The 23,179-nt window shown below is 53.6% G+C and carries 21 protein-coding genes; 7 read left to right on the top strand and 14 right to left on the bottom strand.

All coding sequences use genetic code 11. The features are described 5' to 3' along the window. Positions 1-273: 273 nt before the first annotated feature. Entirely contained in the window at positions 274-711 is a 438-nt protein-coding gene (locus OGY04_RS10075; protein ID WP_003826501.1) for an acetyltransferase, read from the bottom strand. Positions 712-869: 158 nt separating this feature from the next. On the opposite strand from OGY04_RS10075, the gene metA reads away from it, so the two are divergent. The 4 genes from metA (at position 870) to aceK (ending at position 6,889) form a co-directional block, all read left to right on the top strand. Further along, complete coding sequence (metA, locus tag OGY04_RS10070) at positions 870-1,799, top strand: homoserine O-acetyltransferase MetA (protein ID WP_003826503.1); 930 nt, start codon at positions 870-872, stop codon at positions 1,797-1,799. A 268-nt stretch (positions 1,800-2,067) separates the two neighbouring features. Continuing rightward, positions 2,068-3,669 (top strand): malate synthase A, encoded by a 1,602-nt coding sequence (aceB, locus tag OGY04_RS10065; protein WP_048215153.1) that lies wholly within the window; start codon positions 2,068-2,070, stop codon positions 3,667-3,669. A 31-nt stretch (positions 3,670-3,700) separates the two neighbouring features. Continuing rightward, complete coding sequence (gene aceA / locus OGY04_RS10060) at positions 3,701-5,005, top strand: isocitrate lyase (RefSeq protein ID WP_003826506.1); 1,305 nt, start codon at positions 3,701-3,703, stop codon at positions 5,003-5,005. A gap of 102 nt (positions 5,006-5,107) precedes the next feature. Then, positions 5,108-6,889 (top strand): bifunctional isocitrate dehydrogenase kinase/phosphatase, encoded by a 1,782-nt coding sequence (gene aceK / locus OGY04_RS10055; protein WP_003826508.1) that lies wholly within the window; start codon positions 5,108-5,110, stop codon positions 6,887-6,889. Positions 6,890-6,975: 86 nt separating this feature from the next. On the opposite strand, the gene iclR is transcribed toward aceK, so the two are convergent. Next, positions 6,976-7,800, bottom strand: a complete 825-nt coding sequence (gene iclR, locus OGY04_RS10050; RefSeq protein ID WP_003826510.1) for a glyoxylate bypass operon transcriptional repressor IclR — start codon at positions 7,798-7,800, stop codon at positions 6,976-6,978. Between the two features lie 195 nt (positions 7,801-7,995). On the opposite strand from iclR, the gene metH reads away from it, so the two are divergent. Both metH and OGY04_RS10040 read left to right on the top strand, forming a co-directional pair. Next, positions 7,996-11,679, top strand: coding sequence for a methionine synthase (gene metH, locus OGY04_RS10045; RefSeq protein ID WP_286585213.1), 3,684 nt, complete (start codon positions 7,996-7,998; stop codon positions 11,677-11,679). A gap of 220 nt (positions 11,680-11,899) precedes the next feature. Beyond that, positions 11,900-13,531, top strand: a complete 1,632-nt coding sequence (locus OGY04_RS10040) for a Na/Pi cotransporter family protein (protein ID WP_048213962.1) — start codon at positions 11,900-11,902, stop codon at positions 13,529-13,531. Between the two features lie 166 nt (positions 13,532-13,697). On the opposite strand, the gene pepE is transcribed toward OGY04_RS10040, so the two are convergent. The 4 genes from pepE to OGY04_RS10020 all read right to left on the bottom strand — a co-directional run bounded on the left by pepE (position 13,698) and on the right by OGY04_RS10020 (position 15,901). After that, positions 13,698-14,387, bottom strand: coding sequence for a dipeptidase PepE (gene pepE / locus OGY04_RS10035; protein WP_032942056.1), 690 nt, complete (start codon positions 14,385-14,387; stop codon positions 13,698-13,700). A 110-nt stretch (positions 14,388-14,497) separates the two neighbouring features. Continuing rightward, entirely contained in the window at positions 14,498-14,776 is a 279-nt protein-coding gene (locus OGY04_RS10030) for an addiction module antidote protein (RefSeq protein WP_286585212.1), read from the bottom strand. Next, entirely contained in the window at positions 14,769-15,086 is a 318-nt protein-coding gene (locus OGY04_RS10025; protein WP_286585214.1) for a type II toxin-antitoxin system RelE/ParE family toxin, read from the bottom strand. The genes OGY04_RS10030 and OGY04_RS10025 overlap by 8 nt, the downstream gene beginning before the upstream one ends. 263 nt (positions 15,087-15,349) lie before the next feature. After that, positions 15,350-15,901 carry an AAA family ATPase gene (locus tag OGY04_RS10020; RefSeq protein ID WP_003826517.1) on the bottom strand — a complete coding sequence of 184 codons (552 nt, stop codon included), beginning with the start codon at positions 15,899-15,901 and terminating at the stop codon, positions 15,350-15,352. Positions 15,902-16,176: 275 nt separating this feature from the next. Between OGY04_RS10020 and OGY04_RS10015 the strand changes: the two genes are divergently transcribed. Then, positions 16,177-16,338: a hypothetical protein gene (locus tag OGY04_RS10015; RefSeq protein ID WP_225280894.1), complete on the top strand. Its 162-nt coding sequence runs from the start codon at positions 16,177-16,179 to the stop codon at positions 16,336-16,338. Between the two features lie 49 nt (positions 16,339-16,387). Here OGY04_RS10015 and OGY04_RS10010 read toward each other — a convergent pair whose 3' ends face one another. The 8 genes from OGY04_RS10010 to OGY04_RS09975 form a co-directional block, all read right to left on the bottom strand. Then, on the bottom strand, positions 16,388-17,200 hold the full coding sequence (locus OGY04_RS10010) for a shikimate 5-dehydrogenase (protein ID WP_153753899.1): 813 nt from the start codon (positions 17,198-17,200) through the stop codon (positions 16,388-16,390). Between the two features lies 1 nt (position 17,201). After that, a complete protein-coding gene (sorE, locus tag OGY04_RS10005) occupies positions 17,202-18,425 on the bottom strand; it encodes an L-sorbose 1-phosphate reductase (RefSeq protein ID WP_286585211.1) in 1,224 nt (407 codons plus the stop codon). Positions 18,426-18,493: 68 nt separating this feature from the next. Continuing rightward, on the bottom strand, positions 18,494-19,318 hold the full coding sequence (locus tag OGY04_RS10000) for a PTS system mannose/fructose/sorbose family transporter subunit IID (protein ID WP_048215145.1): 825 nt from the start codon (positions 19,316-19,318) through the stop codon (positions 18,494-18,496). Positions 19,319-19,329: 11 nt separating this feature from the next. Continuing rightward, positions 19,330-20,127 (bottom strand): PTS mannose/fructose/sorbose transporter subunit IIC, encoded by a 798-nt coding sequence (locus OGY04_RS09995; RefSeq protein ID WP_008786896.1) that lies wholly within the window; start codon positions 20,125-20,127, stop codon positions 19,330-19,332. 65 nt (positions 20,128-20,192) lie between these two features. Further along, positions 20,193-20,687, bottom strand: a complete 495-nt coding sequence (locus tag OGY04_RS09990; RefSeq protein ID WP_286585210.1) for a PTS sugar transporter subunit IIB — start codon at positions 20,685-20,687, stop codon at positions 20,193-20,195. Beyond that, complete coding sequence (locus tag OGY04_RS09985; protein WP_063941214.1) at positions 20,687-21,094, bottom strand: mannose/fructose/sorbose PTS transporter subunit IIA; 408 nt, start codon at positions 21,092-21,094, stop codon at positions 20,687-20,689. Before OGY04_RS09985 ends, OGY04_RS09990 begins: the two co-directional genes overlap by 1 nt. Before the next feature lie 9 nt (positions 21,095-21,103). Then, positions 21,104-21,910: an SDR family oxidoreductase gene (locus OGY04_RS09980; RefSeq protein ID WP_286585209.1), complete on the bottom strand. Its 807-nt coding sequence runs from the start codon at positions 21,908-21,910 to the stop codon at positions 21,104-21,106. A gap of 69 nt (positions 21,911-21,979) precedes the next feature. Further along, positions 21,980-22,933, bottom strand: a complete 954-nt coding sequence (locus OGY04_RS09975) for a sugar-binding transcriptional regulator (protein ID WP_032942077.1) — start codon at positions 22,931-22,933, stop codon at positions 21,980-21,982. Between the last annotated feature and the right edge of the window lie 246 nt (positions 22,934-23,179).

The following is a 23,179-nucleotide window of genomic DNA, read 5'->3' as shown; positions in this document are numbered from 1 at the left end:
ACGTTGCGCAGCAACGGCCCGGAGGGTGGCGGGCAGGACGCCCGCCATAAACTGCCAGGCATTAATTTAGTGAAGAAGCCTATCCTGACGGATGGGCTTTTTTGCGTCTGTGCGGAATGAAAACCGCCGGATGCGGCGTACCGCCTTATCCGGCCTACAGGGGCCGGGCTGAACGTATTTTGTAGGCCTGATAAGCGCAGCGCATCAGGCAACGCGGCGGTACATTGCCGGATGCGGCGTATCGCCTTATCCGGCCTACAAAAGCTAGTCCTGCTACCCGCGTACGAGGTTGAGTAACGGGTACGGTCGTCCGAGATCGTCCACCTCTGTACGTCCCGTCACGCTAAATCCCATCTTCTTATAGAATCCAACCGCTTGCTCATTCTGCTCGTTAACGTTGGTTGTTAGCGTTGAACTCATTGATAAAGCATGTTCAATCAGCAGTTTACCAACACCACTACCACGCACATCCGGATCGACAAACAAAGCATCAATATGCTGGTCGGTCAGGAGCATAAAAGCGACGGGCTCATCCTGTTCTGTCACTGCAACCCACAGAGGGGCTTCTGGTAAAAATGAACGTACCAGCTCCTCCAGCTCAATCCGATAATCCGCAGAGAGGAAATGGTGCGTGGCATCTACTGAGCGACACCAAATAGAAACTAACTTATCTCCTTCGTCCTGACGCGAACGACGAATGGTAAGGTTCATAGCATTCTCCTTTTTTTCTTTACTGCACTATTCTACAGCAAGGAGCCGTGAAACTTTCTCAACTTGAGGATGCAGGCTCGACATTCGCATGATTCCTGGGTATCTTCAGCTATCTGGATGTCTAAACGTTTAAACGTATGTTGTGAGGTTATCAGGTTATGCCAATTCGCGTGCAGGACGAGCTACCCGCCGTCAATTTTTTGCGTGAGGAAAACGTCTTCGTGATGACGACATCCCGCGCTTCCGGTCAGGAAATTCGTCCACTGAAGGTGCTCATCCTCAACCTGATGCCCAAGAAGATTGAAACGGAAAACCAGTTCCTGCGCTTACTGTCTAACTCACCGCTGCAGGTAGATGTTCAGCTATTGCGCATCGATGCCCGCGAGTCACGCAACACCCCAACGGAGCATCTGAATAACTTTTACTGTAATTTCGAGGATATCTGCGATCAGAACTTTGACGGATTGATCGTGACCGGCGCCCCGTTGGGCCTGGTTGAATTTAATGATGTGGCTTACTGGCCGCAGATTAAGCAAGTGCTTGAATGGGCCAAAGATCACGTTACCTCGACGCTATTTGTCTGTTGGGCGGTGCAGGCCGCGTTGAATATCCTGTACGGAATTCCCAAGCAAACCCGCACGGACAAACTCTCAGGCGTCTATGAGCACCATATTCTGCACCCTCATGCGCTACTGACGCGTGGATTCGATGATGCGTTCCTGGCCCCGCATTCGCGCTATGCTGATTTCCCTGCAGCGCTTATCCGCGACTACACCGATCTCGAGATCTTTGCTGAAACCGAAGAGGGAGATGCCTACCTGTTTGCCAGCAAAGACAAACGTATCGCCTTCGTGACGGGTCATCCTGAGTATGACGACCATACACTCGGCAGCGAATATTTTCGTGACGTCGAAGCGGGCTTATCGCCGGAAGTACCCTATAACTATTTCCCGAAAGATGACCCGCAAAACAAACCGCGGGCAACCTGGCGTAGCCACGGTAATCTGTTGTTTACCAACTGGCTTAACTATTACGTCTACCAGATCACGCCATATGATCTGCGTCACATGAATCCAACGCTGGATTAATCTTCTGTAGCAGACGATCCTTAAGCGTTTCAGCATATTGAATCAGGCACCTTCGGGTGCCTTTTTTATTTCCGAAACGCACCTCATCGTGTAATTAAATTTTATTTATATTGTTATCAATAGGTTAATTGATAATTAAATTAAAAATGGAAATTGTTTTTGATTTTGAGATTTAAATGAGTAGTCTTAGTTGTGCTGAACGAAAAGCGCACAACGATCCTTCGTTCGCATTGGGGATGTGTTTGGATCAATGACGAGGAACTACGCAATGAATCAACAGGCAACGACAACCGATGAACTGGTCTTCACCAGGCCGTGTGGCGAACAGGAACAACAAATTCTGACCGCTGAAGCAGTGGAGTTTCTGACTGAACTGGTGACAAGATTTACGCCAAAGCGGAATAAACTTCTGGCTGCACGTATCCAGCAGCAGCAGGATATTGATGACGGTAAGTTGCCTGATTTTATTTCGGAAACAGCTTCCATTCGTGAAGGTAACTGGAAAATTCGCGGAATTCCTGATGATTTACTGGATCGCCGCGTAGAGATCACCGGACCCGTTGAGCGCAAGATGGTCATCAACGCGCTGAACGCGAACGTCAAAGTCTTTATGGCTGACTTCGAAGATTCACTGGCTCCTGAGTGGAGCAAAGTTATCGACGGGCAGATCAACCTGCGCGATGCGGTCAATGGCACCATTAGCTACACCAACGAAGCGGGTAAAATTTATCAGCTCAAGCCTAATCCGGCTCTGTTGGTATGTCGCGTTCGTGGTCTGCATCTGCCGGAAAAACACGTCACCTGGCGTGGCGAATCTATCCCGGGCAGCCTGTTCGACTTTGCCCTCTATTTCTTCCACAACTACAAAACGTTGCTGGCGAAAGGCAGCGGCCCTTATTTCTATCTGCCAAAAACGCAGGCCTGGCAAGAAGCGGCATGGTGGAGCGAAGTGTTCAGCTATGCAGAGGACCGCTTTAACCTGCCGCGCGGCACCATTAAAGCGACCCTGCTGATTGAAACGCTGCCTGCCGTCTTCCAGATGGACGAAATTCTGCACGCCCTGCGTGACCACATTGTGGGTCTGAACTGCGGTCGTTGGGACTACATTTTTAGCTATATCAAAACGCTGAAGAACCACCCGGATCGCGTGCTGCCGGACCGTCAGGTGGTGACGATGGATAAGCCATTCCTCAGCGCCTATTCGCGTCTGCTGATTAAAACCTGTCATAAACGTGGCGCATTCGCTATGGGCGGCATGGCTGCGTTCATTCCCAGCAAAGATGCGGAGCGTAACAACCAGGTTCTGACCAAGGTAAAAGCGGACAAAGCACTGGAAGCGAATAACGGTCATGACGGCACATGGATTGCCCATCCGGGACTGGCAGATACCGCCATGGCGGTGTTCAACGACGTACTCGGTGAAAACAAAAATCAGCTGTTCGTGACCCGTGAAGAAGATGCCCCGATTACCGCAGAGCAACTGCTGGCACCTTGTGAAGGTGAGCGTACTGAAGAAGGCATGCGCGCCAATATCCGTGTCGCGGTGCAGTACATCGAAGCGTGGATCTCCGGTAACGGCTGCGTACCGATTTACGGTCTGATGGAAGACGCGGCCACCGCCGAAATCTCCCGTACCTCCATCTGGCAGTGGATCCACCACGAGAAGACGCTCAGCAACGGCAAGCCGGTTACCAAACCGCTGTTCCGTCAGATGCTGGCCGAAGAGATGCTGGTGATTCAGGACGAGCTGGGCGAACACCGCTACAGCAGCGGGCGTTTTGACGATGCCGCGCGCCTGATGGAGCAAATCACTACCTCTGATGAACTGATCGATTTCTTGACCCTGCCAGGCTACCGCCTGCTGGCGTAATTCACCACATAACAATATGGAGCATCTGCACATGAAAACCCGTACTCAACAAATCGAAGAATTACAGAAAGAATGGACTCAACCGCGCTGGGAAGGCATCACCCGTCCATATAGCGCGGAGGAAGTGGTGAAATTACGTGGCTCGGTCAACCCGGAATGCACGCTGGCGCAGCTTGGCGCGGCGAAAATGTGGCGTCTGCTGCACGGCGAATCGAAGAAAGGTTATATCAACAGCCTCGGCGCGCTGACCGGCGGTCAGGCGCTGCAGCAGGCGAAAGCCGGTATTGAAGCGGTCTACCTTTCAGGCTGGCAGGTGGCGGCAGATGCCAACCTGGCATCCAGCATGTACCCGGACCAATCGCTGTATCCGGCGAACTCCGTCCCGGCGGTGGTTGATCGGATCAACAACACATTCCGTCGTGCCGATCAGATCCAATGGTCAACCGGTATTGAGCCGAACGATCCTCGCTATGTCGATTACTTCCTGCCGATCGTTGCCGATGCGGAAGCAGGGTTTGGCGGCGTACTGAACGCGTTTGAACTGATGAAATCGATGATTGAGGCTGGTGCAGCGGCTGTTCACTTCGAAGATCAGCTCGCATCGGTGAAAAAATGTGGTCACATGGGCGGCAAAGTGCTGGTTCCGACGCAGGAAGCTATCCAGAAACTGGTGGCCGCCCGTCTGGCAGCCGACGTCATGGGTGTGCCGACGCTGGTGATTGCACGTACCGATGCCGACGCAGCCGATCTGATTACGTCTGATTGCGACCCATACGACAGCGAGTTCATCACTGGCGAACGTACCAGCGAAGGGTTCTACCGTACGCATGCGGGTATTGAGCAGGCGATCAGCCGTGGTCTGGCCTACGCACCGTATGCGGATCTGGTGTGGTGTGAAACCTCCACGCCGGACCTTGAACTGGCGAAGCGCTTTGCCGATGCGATCCACGCGAAATACCCAGGCAAACTGCTGGCTTACAACTGTTCGCCGTCGTTTAACTGGCAGAAAAACCTGGATGACAAAACCATCGCCAGCTTCCAGCAGCAGCTGTCGGATATGGGTTACAAATACCAGTTTATTACCCTGGCGGGTATCCACAGCATGTGGTTCAACATGTTCGACCTCGCGCACTCCTATGCGCAGGGTGAAGGCATGCGCCATTATGTTGAGAAGGTTCAGCAGCCAGAATTTGCGGCAGCTAAAGACGGTTACACCTTCGTCTCCCATCAGCAGGAAGTGGGCACAGGTTACTTCGACAAAGTCACCACCATCATTCAGGGCGGAGCTTCCTCGGTGACCGCGCTGACCGGCTCGACCGAAGAATCGCAGTTTTGATTAATGCCCGGTGGCGCTGCGCTTACCGGGCCTACGAAGGGATGTAGGCCGGATAAGCGAACGCGCCATCCGGCATGACGTTGTGCCGGATGGGAGACATTGATGACGCGTGGCCTGGAATTACTGATTGCTCAGACTATCTTGCAAGGTTTCGACGCCCAGTACGGGCGTTTTCTGGAAGTCACCTCCGGCGCGCAGCAGCGTTTTGAACATGCCGACTGGCATGCGGTTCAGCAGGCGATGAAAAGCCGTATTCACCTTTACGATCATCACGTGGGTCTGGTGGTGGAGCAGTTGCGCTGCATTACTGACGGCAAAAGTACCGACGCGGATTTTTTACTTCGCGTGAAAGAGCATTACACCCGGCTACTGCCGGATTACCCGCGCTTCGAGATTGCGGAGAGTTTCTTTAACTCCGTTTACTGTCGGTTATTTGACCACCGCTCGCTGACTCCCGAGCGGCTGTTTATTTTCAGTTCTCAGCCAGAGCGCCGTTTTCGCACGATCCCACGTCCCCTGGCGAAAGACTTTTTTCCGGATACCGGCTGGGAGTGGCTGCTGACGCGCGTCCTTAGCGATCTGCCCCTGCGTCTGCCGTGGCAGAACAAACATCGTGATATCCACTACATCATCGAACACCTGACCGAAACCCTGGGAGCGGATGTGTTGTCGGGCTGCCATTTACAGGTGGCGAACGAACTGTTTTATCGCAACAAGGCCGCCTGGCTGGTCGGTAAGCTGATTACTCCTTCGGGGACGCTACCGTTTTTACTGCCAATCCACCGGACTGATGAAGGCGAATTGTTTGTCGATACCTGTCTGACCACGACGGCGGAGGCGAGCATTGTGTTTGGCTTCGCCCGCTCCTATTTTATGGTTTACGCCCCTTTGCCCGCGGCGCTGGTGGAGTGGCTGCGCGAGATCCTGCCCGGTAAAACCACCGCCGAACTGTACATGGCGATTGGCTGTCAGAAACACGCGAAGACCGAAAGTTACCGCGAATATCTGCTCTATCTTGCCCATTGCGATGAGCAATTTATTGAAGCGCCAGGGATCCGCGGCATGGTGATGTTGGTGTTTACGCTGCCGGGTTTTGACCGGGTGTTTAAAATCATCAAAGACAAATTTGCCCCGCAAAAAGAGATGTCTGCCGCCCACGTCCGCGCCTGCTATCAACTGGTCAAAGAACACGATCGTGTTGGGCGGATGGCTGACACCCAGGAATTCGAGAATTTTGTGCTGGAGAAACGGCAAATCGATCCGGCGCTGATGGCGCTGTTATTGCAGGAAGCCCCGGAAAAAATTACCGATCTCGGCGATCAGATTGTCATTCGCCATCTGTATATTGAACGACGGATGGTACCGCTGAATATCTGGCTGGAGCAGGTCGAAGGTCAGCAACTGCGCGATGCCATTGAAGAGTACGGCAACGCCATTCGTCAGCTGGCCGCCGCCAATATTTTCCCCGGCGATATGCTGTTTAAGAACTTCGGCGTGACCCGCCACGGGCGTGTGGTGTTCTACGATTACGATGAAATCTGCTACATGACTGAGGTGAATTTCCGCCATATCCCGCCGCCACGCTACCCGGAAGATGAGATGAGCGCTGAGCCGTGGTACAGCGTATCGCCGGGAGATGTCTTCCCGGAAGAATTTCGTCACTGGCTATGTGCCGACCCGCGTATAGGGCCGCTATTTGAAGAGATGCACGCTGACCTGTTCAGCGCTGACTACTGGCGCGGCCTACAGACGCGCATCAAAAACGGTCACGTGGAAGATGTTTACGCCTACCGACGTCGGCAGCGGTTCAGCGTGCGTTATGAAACCGACCGTAGGCCGGATAAGGCACTTGCGCCGCCATCCGGCAATGTGCGCCGTGCCTGATGCGCTACGCTTATCAGGCCTACAAATCTGCCCTAACCCTGGATAGCAGGCCGGGTAAGGCGTAGCCGCCACCCGGCAACCCCATCTTAGCGAAATCCGCCGTACGCCAGCGTTACTTCTTTCGCCGCTTTGATCGCCATGGCGCCAAACTCGGTCACGCGATCGTCGGTAATACGCGAAATGGGTCCGGAAATGGAAATCGCAGCGAACGGCTCGCGGTGCTCGTCATAAATGCACGACGCCACGCAGCGCAGACCCAGCGCATGTTCCTCATCATCAAAGGAATAGCCGCGCTTGCGCGTCTGGGCCAAATCCTCTTTCAGATGCACTGGCGACACCAGCGTGGCGTGTGTATAAGCATGCAGGCCTTTACGGTGCAGCAGGCCAGTCACTTGTTCTTCGCTCAGTTGGGATAAAAACGCCTTACCCGCACCGGAGGCGTGCATCGGCAGCTTGCCGCCGATAGGCGCGGACATGCGCATCAGCTGGGTGCACTGCACCTGGTCGATAATAATGGCCTGATGGTCGCTTTGATCCAGCACGGCGAGGTTTACCGTCTCACCGGAGTCTTCCATCAGCTTGCGCAGGATCGGGTGGACAATCGCCAGCAAATTACGGCTTTGCAAAAAGCTGCTGCCGACGATGAACGCATGCGCACCTACGGCCCAGTGGCCTAATTCACCGACCTGACGGACAAAACCCTGCTGCTGCATGGTGGTCAGCAAACGGTGAGTCGTGGAGTTTGGCAGGCCAGCCTGCTGCGCCAGCTCGGTCAACGCCACGCTGCCGTTGGATTCCGCAATCCACTCCAGCAGCTTCAGACCGCGGGTCAGAGACTGAACCTGCCCGGTTGCAGGCGCAGTAGCGGCGGCGGGTTTTCTACCGCGTTTCGCGGGGACAGTGGCTACCATGGCAGACTCCTTTTCTGTATCGTGGAAATCATTTTCGTTTTATTCAATTATAATGCAAGAATTCCTGTACTGATCGGATGAGTGAAGCTGAACATGTCTCATGTTGGCCGTTGTTCTCTTTTCCGCCTCTCAGGTTTGTGCCAGTATGACCTGTTGAGTTTTTTTCGGTCTGGTTGAGCGTTGTCGGGAGCGAGTGTGAGCAGCAAAGTAGAACAATTACGTCAGCAGTTAAATGAACGTATTCTGGTGCTGGACGGCGGTATGGGCACCATGATCCAGGGATATCGTCTGAGCGAAGAGGATTTCCGCGGCGAACGCTTTGCCGACTGGCCGTGCGATCTGAAAGGTAACAACGACTTGTTGGTGCTCAGCAAACCGGAGGTCATCGCCGCCATCCATAACGCCTACTTTGAGGCGGGCGCGGATATCATCGAAACCAACACCTTTAACTCGACGACTATCGCCATGGCGGATTACCAGATGGAATCCCTGTCGGCGGAAATCAACTTTGCGGCAGCCAAACTGGCGCGTGCGGCGGCTGACGAATGGACGGCGCGCACGCCGGAAAAACCGCGCTACGTCGCGGGCGTGCTCGGCCCAACGAACCGTACGGCGTCTATCTCGCCTGATGTTAACGACCCGGCTTACCGCAACATTACCTTTGATCAGCTGGTGGCCGCCTACCGTGAATCCACCAAAGCGCTGGTGGAAGGCGGCAGTGACCTGATCCTGATTGAAACCGTCTTCGATACTCTGAACGCCAAAGCCGCTATTTTCGCGGTTAAAACCGAATTTGAAGCGCTGGGCGTTGAGCTGCCGATTATGCTCTCCGGCACCATCACCGATGCTTCCGGGCGTACGCTCTCCGGCCAGACTACCGAAGCATTCTACAACTCCCTGCGCCACGCCGATGCGCTGACCTTCGGTCTGAACTGCGCCTTAGGCCCGGACGAGCTGCGCCAGTACGTGCAGGAACTGTCGCGCATTGCTGAATGCTACGTCACCGCGCACCCGAACGCCGGTCTGCCGAACGCCTTTGGTGAATACGATCTCGACGCCGACACCATGGCGGCGCAGATTCGCGAGTGGGCTGAGGCCGGTTTCCTGAATATCGTCGGTGGCTGCTGCGGCACCACGCCGGAACATATCGCCGCCATGAGCCGCGCAGTGGATGGCTTACCGCCGCGCCGCTTGCCGGAAATCCCGGTTGCCTGCCGCCTTTCCGGCCTTGAGCCGCTGAACATCGGCGACGACAGCTTGTTTGTGAACGTTGGCGAGCGTACCAACGTCACCGGTTCGGCGAAGTTTAAACGCCTGATCAAAGAAGAGAAATACAGCGAAGCGCTGGACGTCGCTCGTCAGCAGGTGGAAAGCGGCGCGCAGATCATCGATATCAACATGGATGAGGGGATGCTCGACGCCGAAGCGGCAATGGTGCGTTTCCTCAACCTGATCGCCGGTGAGCCGGATATCGCCCGCGTACCGATTATGATCGACTCCTCGAAATGGGATGTTATCGAGAAAGGGTTGAAGTGCATTCAGGGTAAAGGCATCGTTAACTCCATCTCGATGAAAGAGGGGGTTGAGACCTTTATCCAGCACGCGAAGCTGCTGCGTCGCTACGGTGCCGCGGTGGTGGTGATGGCCTTTGACGAGCAAGGGCAGGCCGACACCCGCGCACGTAAAATCGAGATCTGCCGCCGGGCGTACAAAATTCTTACCGAAGAGGTGGGCTTCCCGCCGGAAGACATCATCTTCGACCCGAACATCTTTGCCGTCGCGACCGGTATTGATGAGCACAACAATTACGCGCAGGACTTTATCGGCGCGTGTGAAGACATCAAACGCGAGCTGCCGCACGCACTGATCTCCGGCGGCGTTTCTAACGTTTCATTCTCGTTCCGTGGCAACGACCCGGTACGTGAAGCCATTCATGCGGTATTCCTCTACTACGCCATTCGCAACGGCATGGACATGGGGATCGTCAACGCCGGACAGCTGGCTATTTACGACGACTTGCCCGCCGAGCTGCGCGATGCTGTTGAAGATGTGATCCTCAACCGTCGTGACGATGGCACCGAACGACTGCTGGAGCTGGCAGAGAAATATCGCGGCAGTAAAACCGACGACACGGCGAATGCCCAGATGGCGGAGTGGCGCACCTGGGACGTGAAAAAGCGCCTCGAATACTCGCTGGTGAAAGGCATTACCGAGTTTATTGAGCTGGATACCGAGGAAGCGCGCCAGCAGGCTGCGCGTCCGATCGAAGTTATTGAAGGACCGCTGATGGATGGCATGAACGTCGTTGGCGATCTGTTCGGCGAGGGCAAAATGTTCCTGCCGCAGGTGGTGAAATCCGCCCGCGTGATGAAGCAGGCGGTGGCGTACCTCGAACCGTACATTGAGGCCAGCAAAGAGAAAGGCTCCAGCAACGGCAAAATGGTCATCGCGACCGTGAAGGGCGATGTGCACGATATCGGCAAAAACATTGTCGGCGTGGTGCTGCAATGTAACAACTACGAAATCGTCGATCTTGGCGTGATGGTGCCCGCGGAGAAAATCCTCAGAACGGCGCGTGAAGTGAATGCCGATCTGATTGGCCTATCTGGGCTGATTACCCCGTCGCTGGACGAAATGGTCAACGTGGCGAAAGAGATGGAGCGTCAGGGCTTCACTATTCCGCTGCTGATTGGTGGTGCGACCACCTCAAAAGCGCACACGGCGGTAAAAATTGAGCAGAACTATAGCGGCCCGACGGTGTACGTGCAGAACGCCTCGCGTACCGTTGGCGTGGTGGCTGCGCTGCTCTCTGACACCCAGCGTGATGACTTTGTCGCCCGTACGCGTAAAGAGTACGAAACCGTGCGTATCCAGCATGCGCGTAAGAAACCGCGTACCCCGCCAGTAACGTTACAGGCTGCCCGCGACAACGATCTGGCCTTCGACTGGGAAAACTACACCCCGCCGGTGGCGCACCGTCTGGGCGTGCAGGAAGTGGAAGCCAGCATCGAAACTCTGCGCAACTACATCGACTGGACGCCGTTCTTTATGACCTGGTCGCTGGCCGGGAAATACCCGCGCATTCTCGAAGATGAGGTAGTAGGAGAAGAGGCGAAGCGCTTGTTCAAAGACGCCAACGACATGCTGGATAAACTCAGCGCTGAGAAGACCCTGAATCCGCGCGGCGTGGTGGGGTTATTCCCGGCAAACCGCGTGGGTGACGACATCGAGATTTACCGTGACGAGACGCGTACGCACGTCATCAACGTGAGTCATCATCTGCGCCAGCAGACGGAAAAAGTCGGTTTCGCCAACTACTGCCTGTCTGACTTTGTTGCGCCGAAACTGAGCGGCAAAGCGGATTATATCGGTGCTTTCGCGGTGACCGGGGGGCTGGAGGAAGATGCGCTGGCGGACGCCTTCGAAGCCCAGCATGACGACTACAACAAGATCATGGTGAAAGCGATTGCTGACCGTCTGGCGGAAGCGTTCGCAGAATATCTGCATGAGCGCGTGCGTAAAGTCTACTGGGGCTATGCGGCGAATGAGAACCTCAGTAACGAGGAGCTGATCCGCGAAAACTACCAGGGGATTCGCCCGGCACCAGGCTATCCGGCGTGCCCGGAACACACCGAAAAAGCCACCATCTGGGAACTGCTGGATGTGGAAGCGCACACCGGGATGAAGCTCACCGAATCCTTCGCCATGTGGCCAGGCGCGTCGGTTTCCGGCTGGTATTTCAGTCATCCGGACAGCAAGTACTACGCCGTGGCGCAAATCCAGCGCGATCAGGTTGAAGATTATGCCTTCCGTAAAGGGATGAGCGTGGCGGAAGTGGAGCGCTGGTTAGCGCCGAACCTCGGCTATGACGCCGACTGATTCACAAAACTGTCATCTTTCTTTACAACAAACAGGGCGCTCAATGAGTGCCCTGTCTCTTTATTACGTTTAAACCCTTATACTGAAAGGGGGCCGTTGCCGGATGGCGGCGTAAACGCCTTATCCGGCCTACATAGGGATGATTTGTAGGCCTGATAAGCGCAGCGCCATCAGGCAAATGAGCCTCAAAAAACCATAAAAATAAGGAGAACCTGATTCCGTGTTAACTCTGTTACACCTGCTTTCTGCTGTATCTATGCTGGTTTGGGGTACGCATATTGTGCGTACCGGCGTGATGCGCGTCTTCGGCGCCCGTTTGCGTACCGTGCTCAGCCGTAGTGTTGAAAAGAAGCCGCTCGCCTTTTGTGCGGGTATCGGCGTAACGGCGCTGGTGCAAAGCAGCAACGCCACCACCATGCTGGTGACCTCGTTTGTTGCACAAGATCTCGTGGCGCTTACCCCTGCGCTGGTCATAGTGCTCGGCGCCGACGTGGGGACCGCGCTGATGGCGCGTATCCTGACCTTCGATCTCTCCTGGCTGTCACCACTGCTGATTTTTATCGGCGTGATCTTCTTTCTCGGCCGTAAGCAGTCCCGCGTGGGGCAACTGGGGCGGGTCGGTATTGGGCTGGGGTTGATTTTGCTGGCGCTGGAGCTGATTGTGCAGGCGGTAACGCCGATCACCCAGGCTAATGGTGTACAGGTTATTTTTGCCTCGCTCACCGGCGATATTATGCTCGATGCGCTGATTGGCGCCATGTTTGCGATTATCAGTTACTCCAGTCTGGCGGCGGTGCTGCTGACGGCCACGCTGACCGCGGCAGGTATTATCTCGTTCCCGGTGGCGTTGTGTCTGGTGATTGGCGCCAACCTCGGGTCCGGCCTGCTGGCGATGTTGAATAACAGCGCCGCTAACGCCGCAGCACGCCGTGTGGCGCTCGGTAGCCTGCTGTTTAAGCTGGTGGGGAGCCTGATTATCCTGCCGTTTGTTCATCCGCTGGCCAATCTGATGGATGAACTGCCGCTGCCGAAATCTGAACTGGTTATCTACTTCCACGTCTTCTACAACCTGGTGCGCTGCGTGGCGATGGTGCCGTTCGCCGAACCGATGGCGCGTTTTTGTAAGCGCATCATCCGCGATGAGCCGGAGCTGGATGCACATCTGAAACCCAAACATCTGGACGTCAGCGCGCTGGATACGCCGACGCTCGCTCTGGCCAATGCCGCCCGTGAAGCCCTGCGTATCGGTGACGCGATGGAGCAGATGATGGACGGGCTGAAGAAAGTAATGCACGGCGAACCGCGTGAAGAGAAAGAGCTGCGCAGGATGGCGGATGATATTAACGTGCTGTACACGGCAATTAAGCTCTATCTGGCGCGGATGCCAAAGGATGAGCTGGCGGAAGAGGAATCGCGCCGTTGGGCGGAGATTATCGAAATGTCGCTCAACCTTGAGCAGGCTTCCGATATTGTCGAACGTATGGGCAGCGAGATAGCCGATAAGTCGCTGGCCGCTCGCCGGGCATTCTCTGTCGAAGGGCTGAAAGAACTGGATGCGCTCTACGATCAGTTGCTCAGCAATCTGCAGCTGGCGATGTCAGTGTTCTTCTCAGGAGATGTGACCAGTGCCCGTCGTCTGCGTCGCAGCAAGCACCGCTTCCGTATTCTCAATCGTCGTTATTCGCATGCGCACGTTGACCGTCTGCATCAGCAGAACGTGCAGAGCATCGAGACCAGCTCCTTGCACCTGGCGCTGTTGGGCGATATGCAGCGTCTGAACTCGCTGTTTTGCTCCGTGGCTTACAGCGTGCTGGAACAGCCGGATGAAGACGATGAGCGGGATGATTACTAATGAGGACAGGTGAAATATTGCCCGATGGCGCAGTCCGGTAGGCCGGATAAGGCGAAGCCGCATCCGGCAATGTGCGCTGAACTGCCTGATGGCGCTGCGCTTATCAGGCCTACAGTTGTAGCCCGGATAAGGTGAAGGCGCCATCCGGCATCAGGCAACAAATCAACTAAAAGCAGTGGCCCGCTTCAACAGCAACCGCTTCTTCACCCGCTTTAAAGATATACGTGGTGTTCGGGCCGCCGAGCACGGATTGACCGTTACTTACCTTAATCCAGTTCCCTTCCGGCAGGCCAATCACCGTCAGCTCCGGTGCCACAACCAGCAGCTCGCGGATACGCTGTTCACGCGTTTCGCCTTTATGGCCTTCCGGCAGCGCGTTGGTGAAGTGTGGGTTAATCTGCAGCGGGAACAGACCCAGCGCATCAAAACCTTTTGGATCGACAATCGGCATGTCGTTGGTAGTGCGGATGGTCTGGCAGGCAAGGTTGGAACCTGCGCTCCAGCCGATGTACAGCGCACCGCGTTTGACGACATCCACAATCGGGGCCAACAGACCGCGCTCGCGGCTTTCTTTCAGTAACTGGAAGGTATTACCCCCGCCGACAATCACCAGCTCTGCGTTTTCAATAGCGGCAATCGGGTCGGCAACGGTATGAATACCCGTAACGTTGACGCCCATTGGCGCAAAGATGGCTGCCGTTTTCGCCGTGTACTCATCCCAGGTTTGCGTCACGCCAGCGAACGGAATAAACACCGCCGTACGGCGACCATTCAGTTGTTCAGCAATCAGCGGCAGCGCATGTTCCATCCAGCCTTTGCCCGGCAGCGTCGAGTTACTCAATAAAAGCAGTTCCATCATTTCTCCATGTAATCAGAAAATTACAAACCGCGCTAATGCTACCACTATCAGGCTAACGCCTTACTGATATGGCTCACGATGTTGGAAGGGGGAGATAGAAGCTGAGGCTATTTTTTAAGTGTCAATTCAATGCCGAGTACCTTCATCACTGCAAGGGTGGTTTTCAGCGTCGGGTTACCTTTCTCACTAAAAGAGAGATAAAGCTGCTCGCGGGATAATCCCGTTTCTGCCGCAATGTTCGCCATTCCCTTAGCGCGAGCTACCACGCCCAGTGCTTTTGCAATGTATGCTGCATCGCCTGTTTCGAGGGCATCGGCCATAAACACGGCAATTTCTTCATCATCAACCAGCGCAGTCGCGGGATCGTAGTGAGTAAGTTTATTCATGGCAGAAGATCTCCTGTGAATCCAGTGTACGGGCGAGCATTTTTGCAAGAGTAATATCGTTGGCTTGTGAGCTTTTATCGCCCCCACATAACAAAATGATGATGCGGCAACCTTGCTGTTTAAAGTAAATCCTGTAGCCAGGACTGTAAGAAATGCGCATTTCGCTGACGCCTTCCCCAACAGGTTTAACATCACCAGCTAAACCATTAGCCAGACGAAAAAGGCGTGTGGCAATGAGCGTTTTAGCTCTCCTGTCCCGTAGGTTTTGCTCCCAACGCCGGAAAACCATTGTCTGAAGAATTTCCATGATGACGTTCCATGTATTTTATAAACTACATTATGAATTGACAAGTTGAGACTAGAGAGTAAAAAAATGGGGAGTAAGGGGAAATGCTTGCTGGAGGAAACAGGAAAGTGTCTCGCAATAATACGTAGTTTTTCAGGATGCTGCGGTTGATACGAGAATCGATGATAGGGGATTGGGAGGGCTTTGTGCCAGGAGCGGAAGCTATATGTCCACTAGAATATGACAGATTCATGCATGGTGATTCACCACTACACGTAGTTGCCGTCTTAGCAGGGTTTTATCCTGGAAAGAATAAAATCCACTCGCTCTTCTACAGAAACACATGGTAATTCAATCAACTGATAGTCATACATACGGTATGTTTTTACCATTGCGTGATATGTCGCGATGGCAACATCGAAAGATTGTTTGCGCTCTGTGTCCTGTACATATATTTCACGCCAGGGTGGTGCAATAAATACGATTCGGTTATAGCGAAATTTCTCGATGGCGTTTTCCAGATGCCTCGGTATGGTAAGTTCAGAAAGACGTAAATAACCTACCACATCAGGAACACCACGATCAAAGAAGCAGGGTTGTGTATGCCCTTCCGCTTCATGCCACGAACGCATTTCCCAGGATAGCATCAGATCTGCAAATGCAGTCTGGTTGGCCCACGGTAATGCATCGCCGCCGATGTTAACCTGGTCTTGGATCACACCTCTTCCAGCTTCTTTAGAACACCAAAACCCTCGTTTTATAATCGTATCAATTATCGTGCTTTTGCCTGACCCTGGGCCACCAGTCAGAATGAATCGATGCTGAAACGCTGAAGACATTGAACTCTCCCAAACCTTCTTGGACGCGATGATTTAGCAATTGATGGCGTACTTTTTGCGTATCGTCATATTACCTGCTGATGGCATGACTAACTACGTTTTATCCCCATTTTAATGTCCGCTATTCTCTCATTTCACAGGCCGATCTACTTTATTTCTCACTCGCCGAGGCGTTCCGCCATCTTGATTGTAGCCATCTCACTACTGAAGAAAATCTGGCGCTATCGTTTGGCTGTGAAGAGGCGCTGGCAGGGTTGTACCAGACGCTGAATTTTATGGGCGAAAGCCTGCTGACCATGGGGGGTGAAGGTCAGGAACATTTTGCGTATGAGAGCATATGCCAGTTAGGACACAGTCTGGTCAACATCAGCCAATTGATTCCCGCGCTGGCGCAGTTGGAAGCGAAAGCTGACCAGCAACTGTTCGCTGTTGCATAGTACCTAAAATAGACAGAGCGCCCATCCCTGGCGCTCTGTTCCTGCTCTCTTACCCCGCCCGCGCAAATTCTGCCGCTTCGGCGATTAGCGCGTCATCCGGGCGTACGCCGGTGTACATGGCGAACTGCTCCACGGCCTGTAAGGCAATCACCTCTGCACCGCTGATGGTCTTTTTACCTAATTGCTGTGCCAGTTTGATTACCGGTGTTTCCGGCGGCAGGGCGACGACGTCAAACACCACGCTGGCGGCAGCGACCATTGCTTCGCTGTAGGCCAGCTCATCGCTCTCTTTACCGCCAGCCATGCCGACGGGCGTCACGTTGACCAGAATATCGCAGGTAATCCCTTCCGGCTGCGGTTGCCACTGGAAACCGTACTGTTTTGCCAGCGCCGGACCGCTCTCCCGGTTACGGGCGGCGACGATCACATCGCGAAAACCGGCATCGCGAAATGCGGCAATGACCGCTTTACCCATTCCACCGCTGCCGCGGATCATGACGCGCGCGTGGTTATCAAGCTGGTGGCTGGCAATCAGGCTTTTTACCGCAATGTAGTCGGTGTTAAATCCTGTCAGCGTACCGTTGTCATTGACGATGGTGTTGACGGAATCAATGACTTTTGCGGAAGGATCGATGGCATCCAGAAACGGCATGCAACTCTCTTTAAACGGCATAGAGACCGCACAGCCGCGAATCCCGAGTGCGCGAACGCCTTTGACTGCGGCCTCAATATCCTGCGTAGTAAAGGCTTTGTAGATAAAATTTAACCCTAATTTTTCATACAGATAGTTATGAAAGCGTGTGCCAAAGTTGCCGGGGCGACCGGCAAGCGACATGCACAACTGGGTGTCGCGGTTAATCATGTTAAATTTCCTCGGCGTGAGACAATATGTACTGTTCGGCTTCCTGCGACCAGATCCCCTGATGACGCTCCAGGATATCGCGCAAGGCCGGATCGTCAATCTGGGTGAGCGCAGTTAACGGCAATGCTTTTCCGGTGTAAACCAGTTTTTTACCCCCACCGACTTGCGGCAGTTCCAGCGTTGTTTCACCTGCCGCATTCAATCCCAGAATGTGTGTCACCACTTTTGCCGCCTGAACTTTCTTCTCTTCGATCAGTTTTACCGCCGTGCGCATGTCGTCGGTATTGCCGCCAGATGTCCCAACATAATGGGTGAAGGCATAGTGCACGTCGTAGAAGTTAATCGGCGTGCTAAACTGCTTATCCTGCGGACCGGCAAAAAAGTTCATGCAACCATCAGCAGCCAGCAAAGAAGAGGCCAGCGTAACCAACTGTTCGTTGGGCACAAAAACAAAAATGTCATCAAACCCGTGCCCGCCGCTCAGCGCCATCAAGGTGTCATAACCTGCATCCTGGGCGTGGAGATAATGGATCAACGTTTGTGGTTCTGATGGATAGTGCTTGCGGGCGTAGCTCAGCTTGTCGTTATTGGTGTCGGTCACCACCAGCAGCGCCGGGTTAACCGGACCATGCAGCGCGTAGTCGATCGCCAGTAGTCCCATCGGCCCGGTGCCGCCGAGTATCAGTGTACGCCCCTGCGGACGAATGCCCATATTGTGGTTATACGTGCCTTCCTGTAGGTGATAGTTGGCGTTGAATGCGCCAATCACGCAGGACAGCGGCTCAACCAACGAGCCTTCAAAATAGGTTTCACCTTCGTAGGCTAACAGGCAGTCCTGCTCCATGACTTCATCTGGAATGATGACGTGCGTGGCTTCACCACCTACCCACGGGAAGGAGTAGCCGGGGCAGTCCGGGCGATCCGGCAGTTGCAGGTTAGCCTGAATGACATAGCGCTGGCCGGGCTGAAACTTATGCTGCCATTTTTTGCCTACGGCAATGATATCGCCGCAAAACTCGTGACCGATGATGATCGGGTTGGTAGCCACATCGTCCGGCACCTTTTTGTGGTTCTCGCCCTGGTTAGCCTCTTTCCAGGAAGAAAGGCACAGGCTGTCGGTTACGACTGAGGCCAGAATTTCATCGTCCTGCATTTCAGGAAGATCGAAGGTTTCCAGGCGCAGATCGCGTTTACCATAAAGGCGTAAAGCTGTTGTTGTTTGCATTGTTACCACCTCTTCCTCTTTCGAGGACTATTTGTTGAAGTAGCCCCGGCATCGCCGGAGCGAAAAAATCAGGACAGGAAGCCCAGCGCGTTACCGATAATTCCCAGCGCAAACAGGGCGAAGATCAGCCATACCGGATTAATTTTCCTATTGAGCAGACGCACCATCAGCAGCGTCAGACCCAGCGCCAGCAGGCCGGGGCAGAGTTGGTCGAGAATGTTCTGCACGGTCATGGTGACGGTGGTGCCGTCTGCGCCAGGCGTTTGCGATACCACCAGCGGCACGTTGATGCTGGTCCATTTGGTGACCAACACCCCCATGACAAACAGGCCGAGAATCGATGCGCCTTCGGTCAGTTTCTGCAGCAGGTTGCCGCCCATGTCGCTGACGATATTGACCCCTTTACGAAAGCCAAGCTGTAAGCCGTACCACTTCATGGCAAGACGTACTGCATTGAAAATAAAGAAGAACAATAGTGGGCCGAGAATGTTTCCGGACAGCGCCAGCGATGCGCCGAGCGCGGCTGTAATCGGGCGCAATGTTCCCCAGACCAACGGGTCGCCAACACCGGCCAGCGGGCCCATCAGCCCAACTTTGATGCCGTTGATGGCCCCGTCGTCAATTTCCGCACCATTAGCGCGAGCTTCTTCCATCGCGGCGGTCACGCCAATCACCGGGCCGCACACGGCAGGCGTGGTGTTGAAAAACACCAGGTGGCGTTTGAGTGCTGCAACCTGATCCTCTTTCAGCGGATACAGGCGCTTGATGGCAGGGATCATGTCGTAGCAAAAGCCCAGTCCATGAATGCGTTCAAAGTTGAATGACGCCTGTTGCAGATTGGAGCGAACAAACATGCTAAACAGGTCAGATTTGGTCAGTTTTTTCTGTTCCATGGCTGGCTCCATTAGTCATCAAGCTGATCGAGAGCTTGAGAAGAGGCGGGTTGCGCCTGCGGTTCGGCTTTACGCCACTGTGGGTTCAACTGGATGTAGACCAGCGCGATAATCACGCCAACCCCACCGAAAGCCAGCAGGCTCAAATCGAGATAACCCCCAGCGATAAACCCGAGGAAGAAGAAGGGCATCAGGTACTTCACGCCCATCATGCGCAGCACCATGGCGTAGCCGACCACCACGATAAAGCCACCGGCAATCTGCAATCCGCGGGTGACGAATTCCGGAATGGCGTTGAGCATATTGCTGACCATATCGGCGCTGACAAACAGCGAGACGATTAATGCAGGAATGGCAACGCGCAGCGCCTGTACGCCGAGAGCGGAAACGTGCAGCATGTCGATGGTGCGAAAGCGGGCGTCTTCGGCTGCTTTATCTGCCGCGTGCTGGAACACCACGGTGATGGTACGGGCGAATACCGTCAGCACCTGACCTGCCGCCGCGACTGGCAGGGCGATGGCGATACCGGTAGCAATGCTTTGCTGACCGACGATAACCAGAATGGCGGAGATAATACTGGCGAGCGCCGAATCGGGAGACTGCGCTGCGCCGACGTTCATCCAGCCAAGAGCGATTAACTCCAGCGTGCCGCCGAGCATAATCCCGGTTTTTAAATCACCAAGGATCAGGCCGATAACGGTACAAGCAATTAGCGGACGGTGGGTCTGGAACTCATCCAGCACGCTGCCTATTCCGGCAATACAGGAAAATAGGAATATGGCGATAATTTGTAGGGTACTTATTTCCATAATATGTCACCTTGTGAATGTGATCATCCCTGCCTGTTAAAGCATAAGTACACAGGCATTTTTATTTATTCAGCGAACGATTGTTCTTCTATTTTTTCGAGAATATTAATAGATGGATCGGATGCGACAACGCGTAAATCCAGCGTAACACCCAGTTTATCTAACTCACGAAACGCATGAATATCGTCGTTATCTAAAGAAACGGCTTTGGTTAATTGTTTTTTACCAGGCCGCCAGGCCATGCCACCAATATTTAACGTGGCAATTTTCACGCCTTGCTTGACCATTGCTAAGGCATCCTGTGGGCGGGTAAATAGATAAAAAACGGTTTCGTTCTGGTATTGCGGATTATGGTAAACCGCGACCGCCTTTTCGATATTAACGACGTTCACTTTCATTCCCGATGGGGCAGCCTGACGTAATAATGTGCGACGTACTTCATCGTTATAAACGTCGTCATTACAGATAATAATCCGTTGGGCATTCGCCACCTTCGACCAGACGGTGGTGACCTGACCGTGGATCAGGCGGTCATCAATACGAGCAAGGGTAATGTTCATCAGAAATCCTCTTCGGCCGTTTCCAGATGCTTCCAGACGACACAGGTTTGTTGAGCAATGGTCGTCAGGTGTTCGCACAGTTCATCCACATTCATATTGCTTTGGTTGTCTACCAGCTCCAGCGCCAACGGCAGTGATAACCCGCTAATGACCCGTATCGCCGGATTGTGCATCGCCAGCGTCGCAGCGGCATTCCAGGGACTGCCACACTGCAAATCGACGGCAATCAGCCATTCATCGCCAGTGTGAATACTTACTAACTTTTTTAGCTTTTCCACAATGTCGCTGGCGTTCTCTCCGGGGACAAATGCCACGGCTTCAACGTTGGCATCACCGTAGACCATCTGTACCGATTCCAGCATGGCGCAGGCCAGTTTGCCGTGAGCACAGAAGATTGCATTGACCATAAAACCTCCTTAGCCGCGCGTTTTTCCGCCCGCAATGTTAGTGGTTACTCCGGTTATGTAACTGGCGCGCTCAGATAAAAGATAACAAACAAAATCAGCGACTTCACTTAAGCGCCCTGAACGACCAATCGGGATCGCGTTCTTGGTGTAGCCCTCGCGCAGCTGTTCGACGGTGATGTTGCGGGTCCAGGCCAGCGCTTCTTCATACTCGGGGGTCCGCAGTCCGGTTTTTTCCAGAATGCCAGGTGCAATACCAACCACGCGGATGCCGTGTTTGCCCAACTCTTTCGACCAGGAACGGGTAAAACTATTCATTGCGGCTTTGGTCGCGGCGTAACAGCTTTGACCTTCAGAACCTTCCAGTCCGCTTTCGGAAGAGACATTCACAATCACGCCGTTACGCTGTTTTATCATTTGGCGTGCCGCTGCCTGCGACATTAAGAACACACCTTTCTGGTTGATATTAACCATTTTTTCGAAAGCAGCTTCGTTGAGTTCGTATTGCCCGGCGGGTGCTTTTTCATCGACCAGCAGACGCGGAAAATTAACGCCAGCATTATTTACCAGCCCATCAATACGTCCGTAGCGTTGGATAATTTCAGCGATAGTATGATTAACCTCTTTGGCACTGGAAATATCCGTTGGCCAGAAATGATACCCGTCATGGCTATCGTATTTACCTTCTCCGCCATGAATATCTGCCATTTGTACATTAGCGCCTTGCGCTAATAACTCTTCGACAATCGCCAGACCAATTCCGGATGCACCACCGGTAACAATAATGACTTTGCCCTGCAAGTTTAACCACGTTTGCATAATAAACTCCCGATTCAGATAAGGGGACCCCACATAAAATTAATTATGGCAGGACCAATTAGAATTTATTTACTTCAACAATAATTCAGCGGTATGGCTGTTGGTAACTAAACAGTTAATATAATTCCCACGTAATGCGCCTAATATCCCACTGTATTTTTCTTCACCCATTGCAATGCCAATGGAGTAACGCGCCTGTTTTAATTTATTGGTTTCGATGGAGAGCGTCTTTTCACTCATATTGGTCTCTACGGTTACACCGTTGATATCGTAAAAGCGCGAGCAAATGTCTCCGGCAACCTGGCGGGCATGCAGGTCATCACTCTCTTCACTGCCGTAAAAAGCGTGCCAGTTGGCGCCATCACGTATCGCCGGAGATCCAATCCCGACCAGCGCGATGTCCAGATTATCCCAGTACGCAGAAATCGATTTAAAATGTCGTGACTGCATGATCCCGTTACGGATCAGCGGGTTTTCCAGCAGTGCCGGGAAATCTGCCAGGTGTGATTCCCCTTTGAGCTTTGCCGCAGCGCCGTAGGTCAGCGTATTGACGTGGTAGCGGCTTTCAAGCTTGCCGGATGGTCCGCCGATAATCGGCACACAGATCAGCTGGCGCGACTGGCTGGCAGGAGATAATCCTTCCACCAGTCCCCGTACCGCGCGGCCCCATGAGAACCCGATAATGTCCCCAGGTTCCAGTAAGCGTTCCAGCAACTGTGCGCCATGTACGCCCATCATATTAAGTTGTTCATCTTCCTGCTCGCTATCGCAGGAGACTACGACCGCCTCTTTCAGGCCAAATTTCTGTTTTAGCTGCTGTTCCAGCCACAGATTTTCGTTGTAGTCGTAATTAATGGCGATGGTGACGATACCCTGCTCGCGTCCACGTTTTAGTAACCGGCTGATCGTGGTGCGATAAATACCCAGCTCGCGGGCGATTTGCGCTTGTGTCATATCCTGTTCGTAATACAGCTGCGCTATTTTTACGATCAGGCGGATATCATCGCTGTTTTCCGTCGCCATTTTTGGACTCCTGCACATTTGTGCAAATTACGAAATTGCCTTCTTGATCTGATATAACCCCATCTGTTCTCCATCTCAAAGCTATTTTCACTTATTTCAGCGCCCTGAAATGACCGATTGTGTTGCACATTTGATGTGGTGATGGCGCGTTGTCGGCACAGATGTGCATACCTCTCTAATGTATTGATTCTGCTTGTTTTCACTCAACAAAATTGCAGGGATGGATCGCTGACACTTTTGTGTCAA

Source organism: Citrobacter sp. Cpo091 (assembly GCF_030332645.1).
Taxonomy (GTDB): Bacteria; Pseudomonadota; Gammaproteobacteria; order Enterobacterales; family Enterobacteriaceae; genus Citrobacter; species Citrobacter portucalensis.
The sequence above is the reverse complement of the archived record's forward strand: the minus strand, read 5'-3'. Positions and strand labels throughout refer to the sequence as shown.